At 31.1% G+C, this 20,300-nt stretch carries 10 protein-coding genes; 3 read left to right on the forward strand and 7 right to left on the reverse strand.

All coding sequences use genetic code 11. The features are described 5' to 3' along the window. Positions 1-118 precede the first annotated feature (118 nt). Positions 119-1,309, forward strand: a complete 1,191-nt coding sequence (gene sucC, locus H0I32_RS12520; RefSeq protein ID WP_173588012.1) for an ADP-forming succinate--CoA ligase subunit beta — start codon at positions 119-121, stop codon at positions 1,307-1,309. Positions 1,310-1,383: 74 nt separating this feature from the next. On the opposite strand, the gene H0I32_RS12525 is transcribed toward sucC, so the two are convergent. Next, positions 1,384-1,632 carry a DUF1456 family protein gene (locus H0I32_RS12525; RefSeq protein WP_173588013.1) on the reverse strand — a complete coding sequence of 83 codons (249 nt, stop codon included), beginning with the start codon at positions 1,630-1,632 and terminating at the stop codon, positions 1,384-1,386. Between the two features lie 404 nt (positions 1,633-2,036). Here H0I32_RS12525 and H0I32_RS12530 point away from each other — a divergent pair, with 404 nt between their 5' ends. Further along, entirely contained in the window at positions 2,037-2,438 is a 402-nt protein-coding gene (locus tag H0I32_RS12530) for a TerB family tellurite resistance protein (RefSeq protein WP_173588014.1), read from the forward strand. A 605-nt stretch (positions 2,439-3,043) separates the two neighbouring features. On the opposite strand, the gene H0I32_RS12535 is transcribed toward H0I32_RS12530, so the two are convergent. From H0I32_RS12535 to H0I32_RS12555, 5 genes are all read right to left on the reverse strand, one after another. Next, entirely contained in the window at positions 3,044-3,427 is a 384-nt protein-coding gene (locus H0I32_RS12535; RefSeq protein ID WP_179313765.1) for a hypothetical protein, read from the reverse strand. A gap of 119 nt (positions 3,428-3,546) precedes the next feature. Then, positions 3,547-4,092, reverse strand: a complete 546-nt coding sequence (locus H0I32_RS12540) for an HNH endonuclease (RefSeq protein ID WP_173588016.1) — start codon at positions 4,090-4,092, stop codon at positions 3,547-3,549. A 69-nt stretch (positions 4,093-4,161) separates the two neighbouring features. Further along, entirely contained in the window at positions 4,162-6,162 is a 2,001-nt protein-coding gene (uvrB, locus tag H0I32_RS12545) for an excinuclease ABC subunit UvrB (RefSeq protein ID WP_179313766.1), read from the reverse strand. Positions 6,163-6,260: 98 nt separating this feature from the next. Then, entirely contained in the window at positions 6,261-8,972 is a 2,712-nt protein-coding gene (locus tag H0I32_RS12550) for a T9SS type B sorting domain-containing protein (protein ID WP_179313767.1), read from the reverse strand. A gap of 33 nt (positions 8,973-9,005) precedes the next feature. Then, the gene (locus H0I32_RS12555) at positions 9,006-12,326 is read right to left on the reverse strand and encodes a gliding motility-associated C-terminal domain-containing protein (protein WP_179313768.1); all 3,321 of its coding nucleotides are present in this window, start codon (positions 12,324-12,326) and stop codon (positions 9,006-9,008) included. Positions 12,327-12,588: 262 nt separating this feature from the next. On the opposite strand from H0I32_RS12555, the gene H0I32_RS12560 reads away from it, so the two are divergent. After that, positions 12,589-14,949, forward strand: coding sequence for a T9SS type B sorting domain-containing protein (locus tag H0I32_RS12560; protein WP_179313769.1), 2,361 nt, complete (start codon positions 12,589-12,591; stop codon positions 14,947-14,949). 303 nt (positions 14,950-15,252) lie between these two features. Here H0I32_RS12560 and H0I32_RS12565 read toward each other — a convergent pair whose 3' ends face one another. After that, positions 15,253-20,097: a T9SS type B sorting domain-containing protein gene (locus tag H0I32_RS12565; RefSeq protein WP_179313770.1), complete on the reverse strand. Its 4,845-nt coding sequence runs from the start codon at positions 20,095-20,097 to the stop codon at positions 15,253-15,255. Positions 20,098-20,300 lie beyond the last annotated feature (203 nt).

Here is a 20,300-nt window from a genome sequence, read left to right on the forward strand (position 1 = left end):
ATAAAAATAAATGTACTGCTATGTTGCAAATTTACAGTAGTTTAAATCAATAATAAAAACTATTGCTAAAAACTATTAGTATGCTTATTTTTGTGCGACCAATAAATTTCTGATTAAAATGAATTTACACGAATATCAAGGAAAAGAATTATTAAGCAGTTTTGGAGTACGTATTCAACGCGGTATTGTAGCTCAAAGTGCTAAAGAAGCTGTTGAAGCAGCTAAGCAATTAACAGCTGAAACAGAAACAGGATGGCATGTGATTAAAGCACAGGTTCATGCAGGTGGACGTGGAAAAGGTGGAGGAGTAAAATTAGCCAAAAACCTTAAAGAAGTTGAAGAAATTGCAGGACAAATTATAGGAATGGATTTGGTTACACCTCAAACTTCTGCGGAAGGAAAGCGTGTGCACCAAGTTTTAGTTGCTGAGGATGTTTATTATCCAGGTGAATCTGAGCCAAACGAATATTACATGTCTGTATTATTAAACCGTGCTACAGGTAGAAATATGATTGTATATTCTACTGAAGGAGGAATGGATATTGAGACTGTTGCTGAAGAAACACCAGAATTAATACATAACGAAGAAATAGATCCTGCTACAGGTATTTTACCTTTTCAAGCGCGTCGTATAGCTTTTAACTTAGGCTTATCTGGACTTGCTTTTAAAGAAATGACAAAATTTGTTACAGCATTATATACTGCTTACGATAAATCTGATGCTTCTTTATTTGAAATCAATCCTGTTTTAAAAACAAGTGATAGTAAAATAATGGCTGTAGATGCTAAAGTAACTTTAGATGCTAATGCATTATACAGACATAAAGATTTAGCTGCATTACGTGACTTACGTGAAGAAAATCAAATTGAAGTTGAAGCAGGTGCTTTAGGTTTAAACTATGTTGATTTAGACGGAAATGTTGGTTGTATGGTTAATGGTGCTGGTTTAGCTATGGCAACTATGGATTTAATTAAGCAAGCAGGTGGTGAGCCAGCTAACTTTTTAGATGTTGGTGGTACTGCTGATGCAGCTAGAGTAGAAGCAGCTTTTAAAATTATTTTAAAAGATCCTGCAGTTAAAGCTATTTTAATTAACATCTTTGGAGGTATTGTACGTTGTGACCGTGTGGCACAAGGTGTAATAGATGCTTACAAAAACATGGGTAACATTAGTGTACCAATCATTGTACGCTTACAAGGAACAAATGCAGACATCGCTAAAGAATTAATTGATAATTCTGGTTTAGATGTAATGAGTGCAACTGAATTCCAAGAAGCTGCAGATAAAGTGCAAGAAGTATTAGCATAAGCTATTTTCTAAAAGGTTTTTAACCTTGTAGATATATAAATAAAAAAGAGCAACATTTTAATGTTGCTCTTTTTTTATTTAGGTTTATTAGAATCTTTCTTTTTAGGCATTGGACCTCTTAAATGAATAATTAATCCATTAAGGAAATTTCTTAAAATTTGATCTCCACATTCCATGTATTTCGGGTGGTCTTCGTTTCTAAACATAGCGTTTAATTCACTTTTAGAAATTCTAAAATCTACTAATTCTAAGATTTTTACTATATCATCATCTCTTAGCTTATGAGCTACTCTTAGTTTTTTAAATATGTCGTTATTTGTCATAAATTTTAATTTTGATTTCTAACTATTATAGAAATCATATTTAGATTATTACCATTATAAATATTTATCTCAAGCTAGGCGAAATCTGCTTTTTTATAATTCTCGCATAATATAAGTAAATATAGTTAAATGATTTTGATTAAAAATATTGAATTTATAGTTAGTTAGTTTTTTGGTTAAATAATTGTTTTTCAGTATTTTAGGTTGTGTTGTTTATTTTGTTTCAACACTAATCATATAGTAAAAACAAACTGTTTTTTTATTGTATAATTACTGTTTTAATTTGATAAACGTTTAATAAAATCGACTAAGTACGTTTAATTTTTCGACAAGATACATTATATCAACGACAATAAAATAATGGACCTCTGTAACTTTACAGTATAATTTAATCCCTTATAATTATGACGAATCGCGTTGAGAAATTGAGTTTACTTTCTGAGATGATTGCATTTGCACAGACAGAAGATAGTGTAAATTCTATTGAATATAATTTTTTATATAGTATCGCGAAGCAATTAGATATTTCTAAAGAAGATTTTCAATATTTATTTGAGCATCCTGTAACTTATTTGCATCTTAAATCGCATAGTGAGCGTATTGTACAGTTTCATAGATTGGTTCTTTTAATGAACCTAGATCATAAAGTAGCACCTAAGCAATTGGTTAAAATTCATAATTTTGGATTACGTATGGGGTTAAGCCATGATTCTATAAATAGAGTTCTTGATTTAATGGAGAGCTTTCCAAATAAAATGGTACCAGCAGATTTTTTAATTGATATTTTTAAGGTACAGTATAATTAGTACTAGATCTCTATTTTTTTAATTCAGTAACTTTTTAAGTCTTATTTAGAAGAAACTATTGATTGTTATAATAGAGCAAATTACTAATGACAAAAAGCTAACTATTGTTAATGTACTTTTTTTGTTTTTAATTAAAAATAGTGTTCCAATTACTAATAATATTATTTGTGCAATTAAAAAGGGTATCGTAAATATCTCTTTAAAAACGCTAATTAAAACAGCATCTATTTTATACATACTAATGAGCCCAATTAATATAAAGTAAGATACAACTGTAAAATTCGCAATTATTAAGTTTCTATTTGTTGATAATTTGTTCATTTTATTCGGTTTTGAACTAATGATTTTAGATGTTATTTTTTTAATCACCTATTTTTCTTTTAACTCTTCTGTTTGTTTGACTAATTTATTAACGTTTTTATGTGTTGAATAAATTTGAAAAAATGATTACTAATATCATTGCACCTATAATAATGTTTTCCATATTTCTTTATAATTTAATTACTGAGCTGAAGTTGTTTTAATCTTTAATCTAAAATAGTAAATTAATATATAGGATATTGATATTTAATTGTTTAATGTCTATGCTGTTTGAGTGAAGTTAATCATTCTATTTTTTCAAGTTCATTATTAATTAAAATTAATTTATTATTTATTTCAAAAGAGTATTCGTTTGAATAGTCAACGCAATGCTGAAATAGTTGTTGTGATTTTTCTAATTTTTCAATTTTACGATTTTTTTTAGATTCAATTGTAGCATCTAAATAAATTAATTCAGCTAAAAACTCAACGCGTTTTAAATAATTTCCATCTTTTAATTTAAAAAACTTAATTAATTCTTCATATTCCGTATTAAGAAAGTAATCTTCTTTGTTTCCTAATAATCCATACGAATTATTTAACTGTATTTTGGCTCCTTCAATATCATCATTATCAATACTGTTTACAATTCTATTGATAGCATCAAAAAATGTTTGAATAAGTCGCATTATATAATCTTTTTCAATCATATTTTCTTATCTATATATTATACATCTAAAAATTCCGATTAAATATATGATAACTTATTAGCTTAATACTTTGATTAAGTATGTTTTTATCAACGTTTTTATTCAGTTACAGAACTCCAATTTTCTCCTGTTTTAATTCTATTAATTTGCGTGTTAGATACTCCAAAACGTTTTGCAATAATGTTAATTCTAGTTCTATTGTTTTTTAATTGACGTTTAATGATCTTTACTTTTCCTTCACTTAATTTCCCAATATTTTTACTTCTTTTTTTAACAATTCCTTCCCATTTTGGGTTGTTAAATTGATGAAGTTCTTTTTCTCTTTTAGTAGCCCATTTTAGGTTTTCAATTCGATTATCGGTTTTGTCATAATTTAAATGAATAACACAGATTCCGTTGTTTTTTTCCAGAAAATGTTCTGCAACAAGTTTGTGAACGTATCTACTAGTCTGTTTTCCGTTCTTTTTTTGTTTAAGAGGTAAATTTTGATATCCGTTTATAAAATATTCTTTGACAATAAATTCCTCATCTGTTTTACAGTTTATAATTCTACCGTAATTTGATATTTTAAATTTTTCTTTTTCCGAAATTTTATCATCAAATTCGATTTCTTTCCATTCTTCATTCCAGTAATTTCGTATCATCTTCGTTTTCGTTTTCGTTTTCGTTTTCGTTTTTTTTTTTTTCTTTCTTTTTTTTCAAATGTTGCGTAACTATTTCACTTTTTCTAACTTACTTTGATACGCTGTAATTTCATCTCTAAAACGTGCTGCTTCTAAAAAGTCTAATGCTTTTGCAGCTTGCTCCATTAATTTTCTATTTTCTCTAATTTTCTTTTCTAATTCACCTTTCGTTAAGTATTCACTTTCCGGTTCTGCTGCAATTTTAGCATCTAATTCTGTTCTGTATGTACTTACAGAATTTTGACTTAAAGCACTATTTAAACTTTTATTTAACGCTTTAGGCGCTAGGTTGTGTTTGGTATTATAAGCTATTTGCTTTTCACGACGATAATTAGTCTCGTCTATTGTTTTTTGCATGCTTTTGGTAATTTTGTCAGCATACATTATAGCTTTTCCGTTAAGGTTTCTTGCAGCTCTACCAACCGTTTGTGTTAATGAGCGTGCAGAACGTAGAAACCCTTCTTTATCGGCATCTAATATCGCAACCAAAGAAACTTCTGGTAAGTCTAAACCTTCACGCAGTAAGTTTACTCCAACTAACACATCAAATACACCTTTTCGTAAATCTTGCATAATTTCTACACGTTCTAAAGTGTCTACATCACTGTGTATATATCTTGTTCGGACTGAAATACGAGTTAAATACTTTGTTAACTCTTCAGCCATTCTTTTAGTTAGGGTGGTTACTAAAGTACGTTCGTCTTTTTCAACACGATTTTGAATTTCTTCAATTAAATCATCAATTTGATTTAAGCTTGGTCTAACTTCAATAATTGGGTCTAATAATCCTGTAGGACGAATTATTTGTTCAACATAAACTCCATCTGTTTTCTGCATCTCGTAATCTGCTGGAGTTGCTGAAACATAAATAACTTGATTTTGAAGCGCTTCAAATTCTTCAAATTTTAAAGGCCTGTTATCCATGGCAGCAGGTAAACGAAAACCATAATCTACAAGATTCACTTTTCGGCTTCTATCACCACCGTACATGGCATGAACTTGAGAGATTGTTACGTGACTTTCGTCTATGACCATTAAAAAATCATCAGGAAAATAATCGAGCAAACAGAATGGTCGTGTTCCTGGAGATCTTCCGTCTAAATATCTAGAGTAATTCTCAATTCCTGAGCAATAACCTAATTCACGAATCATTTCTAAATCGAATTCTGTACGTTCTTTTAGTCGTTTAGCTTCAAGATGTTTTCCTATTTCTTTAAAATAATCAAACTGTTTTACTAAATCGTCTTGAATATCTTTTATTGCTCCATTTAAAACATCGGGTGATGTTACAAACATATTTGCAGGATAGATATTTAAACGATCGTAGCGTTCTATAATTTCATTTGTACGAGCATCAAAAGCTTCAATTTCTTCAATTTCATCTCCAAAAAAGTGAATTCTAAATGCATGATCTGCATAACCAGGAAAAACATCTACAGTATCTCCTTTGATTCTGAAGTTTCCGTTTTTAAATTCAGATTCAGTTCTTGAATATAAACTTTGAACCAGTTGGTGTAACAATTTAGTCCTAGAAATAACTTGATCTCGTTCTATAGAAATTACATTTTTTTGAAATTCTACAGGATTTCCAATACCATATAAACAAGATACTGAGGCAATGACAATAACATCACGACGACCAGAAAGTAGGGAAGAGGTGGTGCTTAAACGCATCTTCTCAATTTCTTCGTTGATAGATAAATCTTTTTCTATATAAACACCAGAAACAGGAATGTATGCTTCAGGTTGGTAATAATCATAGTAAGATACAAAATACTCAACGGCATTTTCTGGAAAAAATTGCTTAAACTCAGAGTAAAGTTGTGCTGCTAAGGTTTTATTATGTGCTAAGATTAGTGTTGGCCGTTGTACTTCTTCAATAACATTGGCAACGGTAAATGTTTTACCAGAACCTGTAACACCCAAAAGTGTTTGGTACTTTTCTTTCTCTGTGATGCCTTTTGCTAGTTTTTTAATAGCTTGTGGCTGATCACCTGTTGGTTTAAATTCGGACTCAATTTTAAATCGCATAAAGCAAAGTTACAATAATGTACTTAGACTTTAAATGCTGTAAGCGTTACAATGATGTTAAAAACAAAAGATTGATACAAGTTATTTGCACCAAGTGTTTAATGTTTTAAAGCAAAATGTCCTTTTAATTCCTTTGAGTTTTTTAGTGTAATAAGATACCAGTAGTCATTAGATTCTAATAGATGTCCGTTATAAAACCCATCCCATGAATAATTATTTGGGATTAATTGTTTTAAAAGTTTACCATAACGGTTAAAAATAAGAATTTTTTCTACCATATTATTTTTGTCAATAACAGTCCATGAATCATTCATTCTGTCTCCATTAGGCGTGAAAAATAATGGAATAAAGAGTTCAGATTCAATTTCAAAAGAAAGTGATTTAATAATACAGCTATCCTCACTCGTAACATATAGTGTGTGACTACCTTGTGAAAGATCACTAAAAATATTTGAAGTCTGGATGTTAGAGTAATCTACAGCGTAGTTATAATCTATACTTTGGTCTGACATAGTAACAATTAAAGTTCCGTTACTTATAGAAATATTAGATTGGTCTAAAGAGAAATCTATAGCGTCGTTTACGGTAACATAAAAACTAGATTCGTTAGAGCAGATATTGGGAGCTGTTCCAATTTCGTTATAAATATAAATAGTCTGAGAAGCCGAAATGGTATTATTAGCGTAAAGCGGTGAGCCTGTTCCGTTAGTACCTGTAAAATAATTTCCGTTGGTGAGTTCTGGTAAAATATACTTAGAACATGCTATTTGATCTGGCATTGTATCTACATTTAATGTAGATGAAATAGTAACAGAAAAACTAGATTGATTAGAGCAGTTATTTGGTGCTGTACCAACTTCATTATAAATATAAATGGTTTGTGAAGTTGAAATGGTGTCACCGTCAAAAAGCGGAGTTCCTGTTCCGTTAGTACCTGTAAAATAATTTCCATCCGTAAGTGTAGGCAGTATATATTCTGAACATACCGTTTGGTTAGAAAGTGTATCTACGTTTGGTGTTGATGAAATTGTTACAGTAAAACTCGATTCGTTATCACAGTTATTAGGAGCTGTTCCAATTTCATTATAAATATAAATGGTTTGTGAAGTTGAAATTACATCATCAGCGTTTAATTGAGTTCCACCACCATTTGTCGCAGTGAAATAATTTCCGTTAGTTAAAGTTGGTAAAATGTACTCCGCACATACGGTTTGGTTCAATATCGAATCAACATTAGGAGTTCCGTTTACGGTTACAGTAAAACTCGATTCGTTATCACAGTTATTAGGAGCTGTTCCAATTTCATTATAAATATAAATGGTTTGTGAAGTTGTGATTGAAGCACCAGCGTTTAATTGAGTTCCCCCACCATTTGTTGCAGTGAAATAATTTCCGTTAGTTAAAGTTGGTAAAATGTACTCCGCACATACGGTTTGATTTGAGATAGTGTCAACATTAGGAGTTCCGCTTACAGTTACAGTAAAGTTTGATTCATTATCACAGTTATTAGGAGCTGTTCCAATTTCATTATAAATATAAATGGTTTGTGAAGTTGAAATTGCATCACCGGCGTTTAATTGAGTTCCCCCACCATTTGTTGCAGTGAAATAATTTCCGTTAGTTAAAGTTGGTAAAATGTACTCTATACATACCGTTTGGTTTGCAATTATATCAACCTCAGGAGCATCAATAATTAATTGAGCAGCATCTGTAATTAAGGTACAAGATGTTGTTGATATTTCACAATAATATTGACTTTCATCTAAACTCTCAGGGGCATTATTTACGGTTAAAGTATTTGTTTGAGTACCTGAATAAGTCGCATTATTGGTGAGATTGACCCAATTACCTGAAGCATTGAGAGATTTCCATTGAAATGTAGCCGTACCAGAATCTTCTGTGGTTGAAAAAATAGCTGTTCCATTTTCGCAAATTGTTTTTGAAATTGGATTTGTTATCGTTGGGGTATTATCGGGAATAGGATCTGCGGTATGTGAACCTAAATCAGAGCAGTTTTCATTTGAATTAATAGACCAATCATTACTATCGTAAGTCGTTTGTGGTATGGGTGCATCTGCATTTCTTATAACCGTATAACCTCTTTCATTAGGTGAATTTACAACATCGATTAAGACTCCATTTTTTAAGAGTTCAAATTCGTCATTATCATTAATTCCTGTAGTGATATAAAAATCAACACTTAAGGGAGAACATTCTGAGCCACTTCCCATTTGAATTACAAATGTACTTAACGGAGGAATTGTTCCTGTAATTTGATCGAAAGTATTGTTAGGAGTTACATTGCCTACATCTCCATATCTAAGTATAACATAAGTGTTATCTATAATGACAGGAGAGTTAGTTGGGTTATAAAGCTCTATAATAGCATAGCTACCACTAAAAGCATCATAAATTTCAGAAATATAAATTTCAGCAGTCGTACAATCGGACTCTAAAACTGTAAAATCTGATGACGAATTTCCTGTACAACCACTATTACTTAAAATAGATATATTTGAAGAGCTTGAAGCTCCTGTTGGTATAGTTGCTGTGATTTGAGAATCATCTATAATTGTAAAAGTGGTGCTAATTCCATTAATAGAAACAGTATTAGCATCATTAAAATTACTCCCATTAATAGTAATTAATGTGCTTTCTGGTCCTGTTGTAGGATTGAAAGTATTAATTATTGGAGCCGGACAAAAAGTGTTTTCTGCTAACGCTTTTTTGTCTGTTGAAGCATACGCCGTTGTTGTAAAAAATAAGCACAAGGCGTATATGCAGTTAATTAATAAATTAATACGTTTCATTATTTTAAGTTAGGAGTGAAAAATAATTAGAGGTTATTTATTAAGGTAAACCCAACCTGTAAGAGGTTTAGATTCCGTATTAGGTTCATTTAAGTGTAATACGTAGAAATAAGTTCCTACAGGTAAAATTTTATCGGTTTTCATTAAGCCTTTATTGGCTTTTCCGTACCATTTGTTATTATTGTTACCTATAAAAATTAAAGTTCCATAGCGGTTGTAAACTTCTAATTTGTGGTTAGGATAAACATCATATAATCCCTGAATATTAAACCAATCGTTTTTATTATCATTATTTGGTGAAAAGCCTTGAGGTATAATTAATTCTTCAACAATAGTTGAGATTTCAAAATCTAGAGACTTTATTATACATCCATTAGAATCTTGCACATATAAAGTATGAATTCCTTCGGAAATAAAAGAAATCATATTTTCTGTTTGAAAGCTTGAATTATCTATGGCATATTCATAATTAACAGAAGTGTCAGCCATCGTTATAGTGATTGTATCTTCATTTATTTCAATATTTGAATCACTAAGGGTGAAATCTACAGAAGGAAAAATTGTAATATTAAAACTACTTTCATCAGTACAAGTATTTGGAGTTGTACCAACTTCATTATAAATATATATTGTTTGTGAGGTTGTTATTGTTTCTCCTGCATTAAGTAATAGTCCTGCTCCGTTAGTTTCTGTATAATAGTTTCCATTGGTTAGAGCTGGTAAGATAAATTCTGAACAAATCGATACATCATTAAGTATATCGACTTCAGGATTTAAAACTAGAAGTTGAGCCGCATTGGAAACAAGGTTACAACCGTCTGATGAAATGATGCAATAATACTGTAATCCACTATAATCTTCCGTGGCATCTGTAATCGTTAAAGTATTTGTTGTGGCACCAGAATAATTACTGTTGTTAGTAACGTTTACCCAGCTCCCTGAATTATCTAATACTAGCCATTGGTAAGTGTAAGAACCAGAATCTACAGAAACAGAAAACGTAGCGGTATTGTTTTCGCAAATTTCTTGATTATTAGGCTGTGTTATATTTGGTGTAGCTGAATTATTGTTTGATGTATGTGATCCTAAATCTGAGCAATCTTCAGTTTCTAAAAATAACCATTCGGTTGGATTATATGTTGTACTAGGGGCAGAAGCATCAGCATTTCTTATAAAGGTGTAACCTCTGTCTTCTGCAGTATACATAACATCAATCGTAGTCCCGTTTTTAACTAATCTAATCTCGTCATCTTCATTGATTCCTGTACTAAAACTAACATCTGTAGATAATACACCACAAGAATTTCCATTACCACCCATTTCAATTATATAAGTACTAAGCGGAGCTATTGAACCTGTTAGGGGGATTGTGTTACTAGGAGCGGCATTACCAATATCACCAAAACGTTGTATTTCGTAATTGGCATCTACTGTAATTGTTGAGTTTGTTGGATTGTAAATTTCTATAACTCCGTAAGCACCAGAAACAGCATCGTAAACTTCTGAAATATAAATTTCATCGGCAACGTTACAATCTGAATCTAATACCGTAAAATCTGATAATGAATCTCCCGAACAACCTCCATTACTAAAAACAGAAATTTGAGAAGAATTTGCAGCTCCTGTAGGTACAATTGCTGTTATCTGAGAATCATTAATAATTGTATATGCAGTGTTAATTCCTCCAATAGAAACAGAATTAGTATCATTAAAATTACTACCATTAATGGTGATTAAGGTGTTTTCTGGCCCACTTGTAGGATTAAAATTGTTTATGTTTGGAGTTCCTGAAATAGTGATTTCAAAACTACTTTCGTTAGTACAAGTATTAGGATCTGTACCAACTTCATTATAAATATAGATTGTTTGAGAAGTTGTTATTGTTTCTCCAGCATTCAGTTGAGTTCCTGTTCCATTAGTTCCTGTAAAATAATTACCATCTGTTAAAGTGGGTAATGTAAATTCTGAACAAACGGATACGTTAGGCAGTGTGTCTACATCTATAGTTCCTGAAATAGTGATTTCAAAACTACTTTCGTTAGTACAAATATTAGGAGCCGTACCAACTTCATTATAAATATAGATTGTTTGTGAAGTTGCAATTGCATCATTTGCAAAAAGAGGAGTCCCTGTTCCGTTAGTTCCTGTAAAATAATTACCGTCAATTAAAGTTGGTAAAATATATTGGTAACACACAGTTTGATTAGATAGTGTGTCAACATCTGGATTAGAAACTAAAAGTTGAACAGCATTAGAAACTAAATTACAATCTGATGAGGTAATAATGCAATAGTATTGATTATTATCAAAGCTTTCAGGGGTATTTGTAACCGTTAAAGTATTTGTTGTTGCACCAGAATAATTACTGTTATTAGTAACATTTACCCAATTTCCTGAATTATCTAATACTAGCCATTGGTAAGTATAAGTACCAGAATTTACAGAAACAGAAAACGTAGCAGTATTGTTTTTGCAAATTTCTTGATTATTAGGTTGTGTTAAATTTGGTGTTGTTGTAGAAATGTTGTTTGCTGTGTGTACTCCTAAATCAGTACAATCTTCAGTATCTAAATATAACCATTCGCTAGGTGTATATGTTGTACTTGGTGCAGAAGCATCAGCATTTCTTATAAAGGTGTAACCTCTATCTTCAGCGGTATGCATAACATCAATGGAGGTACCGTTTTTAACTAATCTAATTTCGTCATCTTCATTAATTCCTGTACTAAAACTAACATCTGTAGATAATACACCACAAGAATTTCCATTACCACCCATTTCAATAATATAGGTGCTAAGTGGCGCTATTAAACCTGTTAACGGAATTGTATTACTTGGAGCAGCATTACCAATATCACCAAAACGTTGTATTTCGTAATTAGTATCTACGTTAATTGTTGAGTTTGTTGGGTTATAAATCTCTATAACTCCGTAAGCACCAGAAACGGCATCATAAACTTCTGATATATAAATTTCATCGGCAACGTTACATTCAGAACTCATTAAAGTAAAACTATTAGGTGCTGTTGCAGAACATCCTCCATTAGTTGTGAGTGTTATATTGGTATTGTTAGAAACTCCAGAAGGAACATTAATAGTGATTTCAGAATCATTAATTATTGTGAAATTAGCATTTATACCATCGAAATCTACAGTTGTTATAGTTATAAAATCCGTTCCATTTAGTGTGATTTCAGTGTTCTCTGGTCCACTAAAAGGGCTCATTGTATTTATTGTTGGAGCCGGGCAAGTCACATTTTTGGTATTATAAGTTCTGTGATTTGTAGTGTTAGTTAAAAAATAACCGTTTAAAATTAGGACAAGAGGTAATAGTAAAAAGATATGTTTTTTCATTAAAAATAGATAAAAATGGTCGGCAAAAGTATATAATTAAAAGCTCCCATTTGTTAAGTAATAGTTACGATAACAGCTTGGCTAAAGTAAAGGAATTAATAATGTATTTAAAATATGTATTACATAAATAAATGAAAAAATAAGCCTATTAAAAAAAGAAGTTAATGAATAGATTTAGTGAATTTTAGAATTTTTTTTTAACATCTTATTTCGTTTTTAGTAAATCTTTGATATGTATATTTGCCTTCCTTTAAAAATAAAAATGAAAGTAAAGAGCATTTCTCTAATAATAGCCCTTCTATTTACGTTATTGAATTCTGCACAGAATATTTCAGTAGATAGTCAATTATACACACCTCAACAGCTTATTGAAGATATTCTTATCGATAGTAACTGTATTGATAATGTTGTTGTTACTAATGTTTCTGGCGGAAATTTTAATAGTGCAGAACAGAGTTATGGTTTTTTTGATGCCTCTGGTACTACTTTTCCTTTTGAAAGTGGATTAGTTTTAAGTACAGGAAGGCTTCAAAATGTTCCAGGTCCAAACACAAGTATAAGCGATGATAATGCATCGGGTTGGGGAGGAGATACCGATTTAGAAAATGCACTTAACGAATCAGGAACTATAAATGCTACAATTTTAGAATTCGATTTTACATCGGTAGCCTCTCAAATTAGTTTTAGATATATTTTTGCTTCGGAAGAGTACCAGGAAGGAAATTCTAACAGTTGTCTGTATTCTGACTTATTTGGTTTTTTAATTCGTCCTACTTCAGGTACAGGTCAAATAGAGTATGAAAATATAGCATTAGTTCCGGATACAAATACGCCTGTTAAAGCAACAACAGTTACACCTGGTGTTTCTGGTAGTTGTCCGCCTTTAAACGAAACATATTTTGGAAGTTATAACGATTCTAATGCGCCGATAAATTTTAACGGACAAACAGCCGTACTAACAGCAATCGCTAATGTTGTTCCTAATGAAACATACCATGTAAAACTTGTTATTGCTGACGAACAAAATTATAGATATGATTCTGTAGTCTTTTTAGAAGCGGGTAGTTTTCAGTTATCTACAGATATGGGACCTAATCGTTTAATTGCAACACAAAATGCGCTATGTGAAGGTGAAACTTTAGAATTAAGTGTAAACGAATCTGGAACACCTTCTTACGATTGGTTTAAAGATGGAGTTTTAGTAGATTCTCAACCTAGTGGTTGTATTAATTGTGGAACTTATACAGTAACTGAAGAAGGAACTTATACTGTTGAGGTTGGTTTGGCTAATGGCTGTGTTTCTTATGGTGAAGTTGTTATAGAGTATTCGCCATTACCTGTTGTATCTGATGCTGTTTTAATTGAATGTGATGTGAATCAAGATGGATTAACAACGTTTAATTTATTTGAAGCTTCAGATGATATTACCAATAATGATAATGATTTAAATATTAGAGATTTCTTTTTAACAGAAGCAGAAGCTTTAAGTTATACGAATCCTATTTTAAATCCTCAGAGTTTTGATAATTCTGTGGCTTCTCAAATCGTTTATGCATTTGTCATTAATGATGCTAATTGTTATGAAATTGCAGAGGTAGAACTTCAAACCTCTAATAATATGTTGATCATTCCAGATTTATTAGGTTGTGATGGAGATGTAGTTGATGGGTTTTCAGATTTTAATTTAAGTGATATAGAAGTTGTTATTCAAAATCAAATACCTGTAGGAGCTTCGTTAGATTTTTATGAAACGGAAGACGATGCTTTTAATGAAAGTAATGCATTGCCAAATACCTATGAAAATACAACGGTAGATTTTCAAACGATATATGTGAAAGTTAAAAATGGAAATCAATGTTTTAGTATTTCTACTGTAAACTTAAGTGTGGTATACACACCGCTTTTAGAAGCTGATGAAACAGTATATTATTGCACAAATTTATATCCGGAAACCATTAGAATTTTAGGTGGTGTGCTTAATGATTTACCTAATAATTATTATTACGAATGGTTGTTTAATGGTCAATCTACCTCAGTCAATACTACATTTAATGAAATTAATGAAATAGGAGATTATACTGTGATTGTAACTGACCCTAATGGATGTTCGTCTAGTAGAACAATTACCGTGAGCCCATCGAGTAGTGCAATTATAGAAAACATATTTGTTGAAGGAGCAGCGCCTAACAATACGGTAACAATTAATGTTTCTGGTGATGGTGATTATGAGTTTGCTTTAGATGATGTTAATGGTGATTATCAGCAGAGTAATGTGTTTACTAATCTTAATGAAGGTTTTTATACGGTTTATGTTAAAGATAATAATGGGTGTGAAATTCTTGAACAAGAAATTTCAGTTTTAGGATTCCCAAAATTCTTCACGCCTAATGCAGATGGCGACTATGATATTTGGACTGTTATTGGTGAGAATCCACAATTTAGTTTAGTAGAAACCGTTCAAATATTTAATCGCTACGGAAAACTAATTACAGTGCTAAACCCGAGTAATCTTGCATGGGATGGTACACTAAATGGTACAGACTTACCAAGTGATGATTATTGGTTTGTAACCCGATTATTAGATGGCCAGCAGTATACAGGTCACTTTGCTTTAAAGAGATAGATAATACTGCTATTTTATAATCTAAGTGCTCATTTTAATACAGAGATAAATATTAATTTGAAATTGTTATTTATATTCTGAACGAGAATGACTTCAAGAGTTAATCTGTAATCTTAAAAAGGAGACTCTAAATTTAATTAACATAAGAATTTTTTTTACTATGATTCAAAGTCATAAAGCTTTCTTATAAGATTTTATGGCTTTAAATAAACATTGGTTTATGTGTCGTAAAAAGGATGTTATAGAAAATATTAGAGTATTAAAGTTTGAATTTTTTTATGATTGATAATCAAATTTGATTCTCTAATGTTTCAATGTAAAGTGTCCTTTAACTTCAAAAGCAATTGATCCTCTTTTTATTTCAGCAATATACCAATAGTCACTAGTTGGCATTCTTTGTCCGTTATAATAGCCATTCCAACCCGGTGATGTAGAAGTTAATTGTTTCATGCGTTTCCCATAACGATCAAAAATATTAATTATAGTTCCCGGGATTGTTTCAATACCTACAATATGCCAAGTGTCAAAATCACCATCTGCATTTGGCGTAAAGAACTTAGGGATATCTACTACTAAAACATCTTTAGTAATATTAGCACATCCATTTAAATCTATAATGGTAACGGTATGGTATCCCATAGCTACATTGTTGAAAAAGTTTGATTCTTGAGGTTCTAAATCATCTAATTGATAAAGGTAATTTCCTATTCCACTTACAGTAACAGTAATATTATTTGGGTCTGAAAAATCGAGAACCTCTGTTGTTTCTATGGTTGCTGTTTCAGACTCGGTAACTCCAAAATATTTTGTGCTTTCACAACCTGATTGCGTTGTGACTGTTACCCAATAATTACCAATAACTGTAATGTCTATCTCAGGTGTTGTTTCTCCTGTAGACCACAGGTACGAATCTGTTGAGTAATTAGTATTTGCAGATACTAATAAAGGCAGATTATCGATACAAATAACTTGGTTATCAAGATCGATTATAGGTAAAGGATTTATAGTTACAGAGAATGAAGTAATACTATAACATCCTGTTGTGTTATTTGTTATACGAGCGTAGATAATTTCACTATCATAAGCTATGTAATCTGTATCTAATTCCGAATTATTTTCGTTTGCTTGAAGTTCTGTATTGTGATAAGTAACGGTAAATAAATTAGGGTTTTGACCACCTAAAATACTTGAATCTTGTTGGGATAAATCAAAGTCTAAAAGACCATCAAAATCATCATCACACGCTATTAAATTGTTTGGTTGATTTGCTATTGGTAAAGGCACAATTTTTAAATTAAATTCATAATACATTGTACAATGTGTAGTACTGTATTCTGCTCTTACAAATAAACTGTCATTATTAGTTTGGTAGGTGTAATTAGTATTTAAAGCATTTGTGTTTGCTTTGGCATCTGCTTCGTTAGAAAAATAACTAAATAATACATTGTATGTAATATCTGTTGCTATTGGATTAATTTCAGTTAAATCAACAGTATTAGTATCATTTGCACAGGCTGTATAGTTTTGAAAATCATTAATAATAGGCGGTTGATTTACAATTAACTCTATTGGTAATGCTACATAACAGTTAGAGATTGAATTTGAAACTCTCATATAAACCGTCTGTGGGTTTGATACGTTTGAATAATTATTAGGATCTGTAATAGGATTACTTTCAGTTTCAGAATCTTCAAAATTAGTATAATAAGCAATTACAATATTTTGTTGTCTTACATCTAATACATTAGCCTCAGCAACAGTTAAATCAAAAGGAAGAATACCATCAGTATCAGTATCACATTCTATAATTGGATCTACAGGACTAACATCTGGAACAGAAAATACATTAATTACAAATGATGTTATAGATTGACAAAGAGAACCGTTATCTATATTTACATAAATCTGTTGAGGATTTACAATATTTTCATATTCAAGCGGTAATGCATTTGTATTATTTATAGCATCATTTTCAGAAGCATAGAATGTTACATTTTCTATATCCGGAATACCTGCTGATATTTCTTCAGCTTTAATAGAAAAATCAAAAACTGAAGATCCATTATTTGAAATATCATCACACACAAGCCAATCTATTGGTTCGTTGTATATTGGGTTTGTTCCAACTTCTATAGAGAAAGAAGCGGTTGTGTAACAAGATTCATCCGTTAGATTATCAACCCTAACATAGATGTTTTGCGGGTTACTAATGTTTTGATAAACGCTTGTTTTATCTATAGCATTAGTTTTATTGTTTGCATCACTTGCGTTTAGGTAATAACTCACGTCTTTTTCTGTTTGTGTATCTAAAGCTTCTGTATCTTTATTTTCAAAAAGAAATTCACCAATACCATCTGATGCATTTTCACAGTAAATATAATCTTCAATATAGTTCGATAAATCTCCAACATAAGGTAATGTATTTACTATAATATTTAATTCTTCAATAGTAAAACATCCCGTACTTGCGTTTTCTACACGCATAAAAACTATTTCTGTTTGTGCATTATAATTCGCAATGTTTGTTATTTCATTAGTACCAGATTGTGCATCTAATAAGCTATTGTAAAAACGGGTATTACGGTTTGGAGTTGTTAGAATAGAATTAGGAATACTATTGTTTAAATTAATTTGAGATATTCCGTCTCTATCAGCATCACAGATTATAATATCTACTGGTTTTTCGCTTTCTGGAGCTGGTAACACAGTAACTTCAAAAGAATTATAATCATAACATCCTGTTTCAGAAAATGTAATTCTAGGAAATAAGGTAAAAGGATTAGTCGTGTTTGTGTAAGAATTAGGTAGCACATTTGTATTGTCTATAGCATCTTGTTCTGTTAAGAAATAAGTGACTTCGTAACCTTCTTCACCATTTGTAACGTCTCCACTTAAAACGGATAAATCTGTTGTTGTAAATCCATCTTGATCCTCATCACAAACTGTTAGGTCAATTACAGATTCAAATTGAATAATTGGATATAAGATTAAATCAAATTGTGCAACTTCAGAACATGTTAAATTTTCTAATGTGATGTATATAGTTTGCGGATCACTTGTAGAACTATAGGATACAGAAGCATCAATAGGGTTAATTCCGTTGTCTCTATCATTTTCACTTTCATAGTATGTAATCTCAACATCTGGTAATAAGTTAATAATACCTACCGAAATATCATCAAAAATAAAATCTTCAGTACCATCATCACCAATATCACAAGCGCTTATATCTCTAATGTTTGTAGCGGTTAATAAGAGATTGGTATGTAATTCAATTGGAGTAACAGAAGCACAGCTAGAGCTAGTGCTTTCTACTCTAATGTATATAATTTGTTCTTGAAAACCTACATTAGCGTAGTTGGTTTCATCAATAATAGGATTTAATCCAGAGATCGCATCTTCTTCTGTGGTGTGAAAGGAAACCGTAACCCCTGTTAATCCATCTAAAACTTCAGGAATAATAGACGTTAAATCAAAATTAGCATAACCATCTAAATCCGCATCACAAGCATCTATATAATGTCTTTCGTTATTAATTGCAGGACTCTCAATAACGCTAAGATCTAGAGTTGTAGTACTAATACAGCCTGTTTCAATATTCTTAACACTTACAAATATTTGTTCTGTAAGATTTGTATTTGTATAAGGCATTGGTAAAGCATTTACACCCGCAGTTGCATCTGCGGCAGAACTATGATAGCTTACAACAAGATTCGGTTGAGAAAGTATGATTTCGTCATCTATAAGTAAATTAAGATCCATAGCGGTCATACCATCAGCTGTATTATCGCTATCACAAACTTCTAAAGGTGTTGGGGCTGAAATTGTAGGTGATGTATTTACTATTAAGTTGAAAGTTGAAAAAGTTAAACAACCATTAACAGTATCTTCGATTCTCACATAAATAGGTTGTGGGTTTTCTGTATTTTGAATAGCAGTTGTGATGGCATTACTATTGTTAATAGCATCGGTATCTGAATAATGATAAGTGATTGTATAACTAGAAGAAGGAACGGAAGCTAAGATTTCCGAATCTTTAGTAGATAAATCAAAGGTTTCAATACCATCATTACTTGGATCATCACATAATAAGTAATCAGAAATAGGATCTGATATTTCTGTGGTGTTTAAAGTAACGTTAATTTCATCTTCAATAATACAAGAGCCATCAGCTAGAGGTAATTGAATTTCTACACGATAATTTCCAGATTGTGAAGCGGTAATTGTAGCTTGGTTTTCTGATGGCATTAAAGTGTCATTAAAAAACCACATGTAAGTTGCATTAGTATTGGCAATGTTTCCATCTAATTCCACACTAGCAGTACAAGTCGAATAATCTTCACCTAAGTCTACAGAAGCATCAAAACTATTTCCCTCTATAAATACAGCAGAATCATAATTTTGATCATTTTGATCCGCTATAACAAGCTTTATTTGATATTGAACATTAGGTTGAATTGTTGCTGTAGCAGAAAGTACGCTTGTTCTTCCATTATAATTTGTGTCACCAAGATTGTATCCTTCAAAATAGTCTTCATTTGAAGCTGCACAAAATCCTGAAATTTCATCGTGAACTGTATTTGTATTCACAGGAATTGTAGTTCCAGGTACTAAAGCTATATTACTATAAGGAGCGCCAGTTCCAACTTCTCTAATAAGAAAAGCAAAACCATCAGAGTATTCACAGGGGAAATTTCCATAGTATTCTTCTGAAGCTAGAATATAATTAAATTGTATTTGATTAGATATTGAAATAAATTCGAATTCTATAGATGTTGCATTTACGGTACTTGAAATTCCTAAAGTAGATTCTAAATCTGTATCTGTTAACCAAGTTGTATCGCCTTCATTTAAAATATCATTATTTTGTCCGTTTCCTGCTGAATTTGCATTTCCTGTAGAAAGTACAATTCCATTTTCAAATGGAAAATTAGAAGCTGCACGTTCAAAATAACCAAAACTGCCAATACCAATTGAAGATCCATTTGAAGGAGATGAAATATTTGAAACTTCTACACAACCTTTTATAAGTGTATTCTGAATTAAATCTTGAGGAGAAAGGGTATTATCTACGGTAACTTGTTGTGCAAAAGTTATACTACAAATTAGGCCAATAAATAAACTGAGGGAGTATTTTAAATAGGTCATTCTTTAGTTTAGGATTAAGTTTTTAGTGAAGGGTAGATTTGGGGTCAGCACAAACACATTCTGTAATCAGGTTCAAAAATAGATTATATTAAGACAAAGTACAATAAAATACGATGAAATACACTAAATGTTAACATAAAAACACTAAAAGAGTCGTTGAACTAGTGAAATATAGAGAAAAGTAAGGTGTTTTATGTGTTGAA

Source organism: Winogradskyella sp. HaHa_3_26, from assembly GCF_019278425.1.
GTDB lineage: Bacteria > Bacteroidota > Bacteroidia > Flavobacteriales > Flavobacteriaceae > Winogradskyella > Winogradskyella undariae.

What these genes read in the sequence shown, in the direction of transcription:
- H0I32_RS12560 (WP_179313769.1), top strand. Translation starts at nt 12,589, where the DNA reads ATGAAAGTAAAGAGCATTTCTCTAATAATAGCCCTTCTATTTACGTTA.
- H0I32_RS12530 (WP_173588014.1), top strand. Translation starts at nt 2,037, where the DNA reads ATGACGAATCGCGTTGAGAAATTGAGTTTACTTTCTGAGATGATTGCA.
- H0I32_RS12535 (WP_179313765.1), bottom strand. Translation starts at nt 3,427, where the DNA reads ATGCGACTTATTCAAACATTTTTTGATGCTATCAATAGAATTGTAAAC.
- H0I32_RS12550 (WP_179313767.1), bottom strand. Translation starts at nt 8,972, where the DNA reads ATGAAACGTATTAATTTATTAATTAACTGCATATACGCCTTGTGCTTA.
- H0I32_RS12565 (WP_179313770.1), bottom strand. Translation starts at nt 20,097, where the DNA reads ATGACCTATTTAAAATACTCCCTCAGTTTATTTATTGGCCTAATTTGT.
- H0I32_RS12525 (WP_173588013.1), bottom strand. Translation starts at nt 1,632, where the DNA reads ATGACAAATAACGACATATTTAAAAAACTAAGAGTAGCTCATAAGCTA.
- sucC (WP_173588012.1), top strand. Translation starts at nt 119, where the DNA reads ATGAATTTACACGAATATCAAGGAAAAGAATTATTAAGCAGTTTTGGA.
- uvrB (WP_179313766.1), bottom strand. Translation starts at nt 6,162, where the DNA reads ATGCGATTTAAAATTGAGTCCGAATTTAAACCAACAGGTGATCAGCCA.
- H0I32_RS12540 (WP_173588016.1), bottom strand. Translation starts at nt 4,092, where the DNA reads ATGATACGAAATTACTGGAATGAAGAATGGAAAGAAATCGAATTTGAT.
- H0I32_RS12555 (WP_179313768.1), bottom strand. Translation starts at nt 12,326, where the DNA reads ATGAAAAAACATATCTTTTTACTATTACCTCTTGTCCTAATTTTAAAC.